The sequence below is a fragment of the Nitrososphaerota archaeon genome (assembly GCA_011605775.1).
GTDB lineage: Archaea > Thermoproteota > Nitrososphaeria > Nitrososphaerales > JAAOZN01 > JAAOZN01.
Window position 1 is genome coordinate 1 of record JAAOZN010000022.1, and the last position, 2,506, is coordinate 2,506.

The window sequence follows — 2,506 nt, forward strand, 5'->3', positions numbered from 1 at the left end:
GAGCGGCAAGCAGCACACCGTAGATTATCCCACCGTTATGCACGATCTCTATTGGTGCAAAGGAGGTTAGGTCGACTCGATCTAAGACAACAGGACCATGCAGGAACCACACCAGGAGTAGGGTTAGGATCGCTAAACCTAAGGTGAATAGCGCTGATGCCTTCTTAGAGGTGTAGAGTAGGCGCGAGACACCAGTCCAATCATAGTTTGTTATCAGATGGCGTCTCATAGACATAATCGACTCCGCTGGTTCAACACCTTTAGGGCAGCTTATAGTGCAGTCGCCGCAGTAGTAGCAGAGCCAAGGTCCGGTGTGCTGAAGCCTCTCCTCCTTCCCTTCGTCTCTGCTATCTACTGTGAAGCGGTAGAGTGTGGTAACCTGTGCCGGTCCGGGGAAGCTTTCGTTTGACTTAACTACTGGGCAGGCGGAGTAGCAGAGCCCACACTTTATGCATAGTGTGTTGTTCCAGTATTTCTGAAGGTCTTCGGGCATCTGGATGAACTCTGTCTCTTTTTTCATAGCTTCCTCTGGTTTAATGAGATAGGGTTTGATTGGCCTGTACTTTTCGAAGAAGGGTTTTAGATCTGGGACAAGATCTTTGATCATCGGTAGGTTCTGTAGTGGAGTAACTGTTATGGTGTCTGTGCCTAAATCGAGGAGCTGAGTGTAGCAGGCTAAAACGTGTCTACCGTTAGCTATAACGGAGCAGCTTCCACAGATGCCCATTCTGCAAGAGTGCCTTACGGTCAGTGTGCCATCTAGATTGTCTCTGACGTAAAGGAGAGCGTCTAGTAGTGTCATGCCCTTCTTAGCAGGCACCTTATATGTTGAGGTCACATACTGCTTCTTCTCTGGATTATATCGCACTATGTTGAGTGTAACCATCTTACCTTTTTCCAAGAGCCCCGCTCACCTCAATACTTTCTCTCAACAGGCTGCCATTTAGTTATCGTGACAGGGGCATAGTCAATTCTAGGTCCATCTACCGTATAGTAGACTAAAGTATGCTTGAGCCAGTTCACATCGTCACGCTTCGGGTAGTCTACTCTAGAGTGAGCACCCCTAGATTCCTTTCTGTTTAAGGCTGAAAGAGCGGTAACATCAGCCAACTCAAGCATACAGTCAAGCTCAAGCGCGTTTATCAAACCTAAGTTAAACACTCTTGAGCTATCTTCAACTTTAGCCCTCTTGAACTTCTCTTTTAAAGCCCTTATTTCCTTAACGGCCTCTGCTAGACGCTGCTCATCTCTAAAGATCCAGACCTTCTCGTTCATAACATTCATCATCTGCGTCTTAATTTCTGAAATCCTCTCACCTCCCTCATTCCCCAATATCTGGTCAAATACACGCTTTTCCTCCTCAGCAAGCCTCTCTTTCGGTAGATCAGGGAATTCTGATTTTTGAGCTAGAGTAGCGGCCTTTTCGCCAGCGACAGCCCCAAAGACCAAGCACTCTGCTGTAGAGTTGGAGCCGAGTCTATTGGCTCCGTGTAGGCTTAGGCAAGAGCATTCTCCAGCAGCAAATAGGTGAGGTAATGGTGTTTCTGTCATATTCGCTCTTATGCCACCCATAGAGTAGTGGGCAGCTGGTGCTATAGGTATGGGTTCGTGTACTGGATCTATGCCCACCAGTCTTTGTGTTACTTCACGTATGTAAGGTAGGCGTTCATTAATCTTCTCCTCGCCTAAGTGTGTGAGGTCAAGGGCTATGTATGGTCCGTCTGGTCCTTCAAAAGCCCTACCCTCCATTATTTCAGTCATCTCAGCCCTAGCTACTATATCACGTGGAGCGAGTTCCATCATCTTTTTCGCATACCTCTCCATAAACCTCTCACCGCTCCTATTTTTGAGGTAGCCACCTTCACCACGTGCCGCCTCACTTATCAACACCCCACTAGGCACAAGGCCTGTAGGGTGGAATTGAACGAATTCCATATCCTGTAACGGCGCACCAGCCCTATACGCTAATACCATGCCGTCGCCTGTTGCAGTGTAGGAGTAGGTTGTAAAACGGTAGATTCTGCAGGCCCCTCCAGTAGCCATTATTATCGCTTTAGCACGAAACGCACTCATGGTACCTGTCTTAAGGTCGATCGCTGTAAGACCTTTTGCACGCCCCTCTTCAGCTATAAGGGATGTTACGTACCACTCGTCATAAAATTTTATGGTATCGTATGCCAAAGCGCGCCCATATAATGTATGCATCTCTTGGAAGCCTACTAGATCTGCTGAATAGCAAGCTCTAGGGAAGCTATGCCCCCCGAAAGGTCGCTGAGCTATCTTACCATCAGGGGTTCTGCTCCAAGGCATACCCCAATGCTCAAGCCTAACAATCTCTTCGCTGATTCTTTTTACAAAAAATTCAACAACATCTTGATCAGCTAAAAAATCACTCCCCTTAACAGTGTCCCAAGCGTGCATCTCATGGCTATCTCCCTCCCTCATAACCGCCGCAGTCCCTCCTTGTGCACAAACGGAATGTGATCTCGTAGGATACACCTTTGAA

The 2,506-nt window shown here is 47.6% G+C and carries 2 protein-coding genes; both read right to left on the reverse strand.

All coding sequences use genetic code 11. The features are described 5' to 3' along the window. On the reverse strand, window positions 1–901 hold a 901-nt coding region (locus HA494_01860), incomplete at its 3' end, for a succinate dehydrogenase/fumarate reductase iron-sulfur subunit (GenBank protein ID NHV96524.1). 14 nt (window positions 902–915) lie between these two features. After that, window positions 916–2,506 (reverse strand): succinate dehydrogenase/fumarate reductase flavoprotein subunit (locus tag HA494_01865; protein NHV96525.1); only part of this gene is annotated, 1,591 nt, incomplete at its 5' end.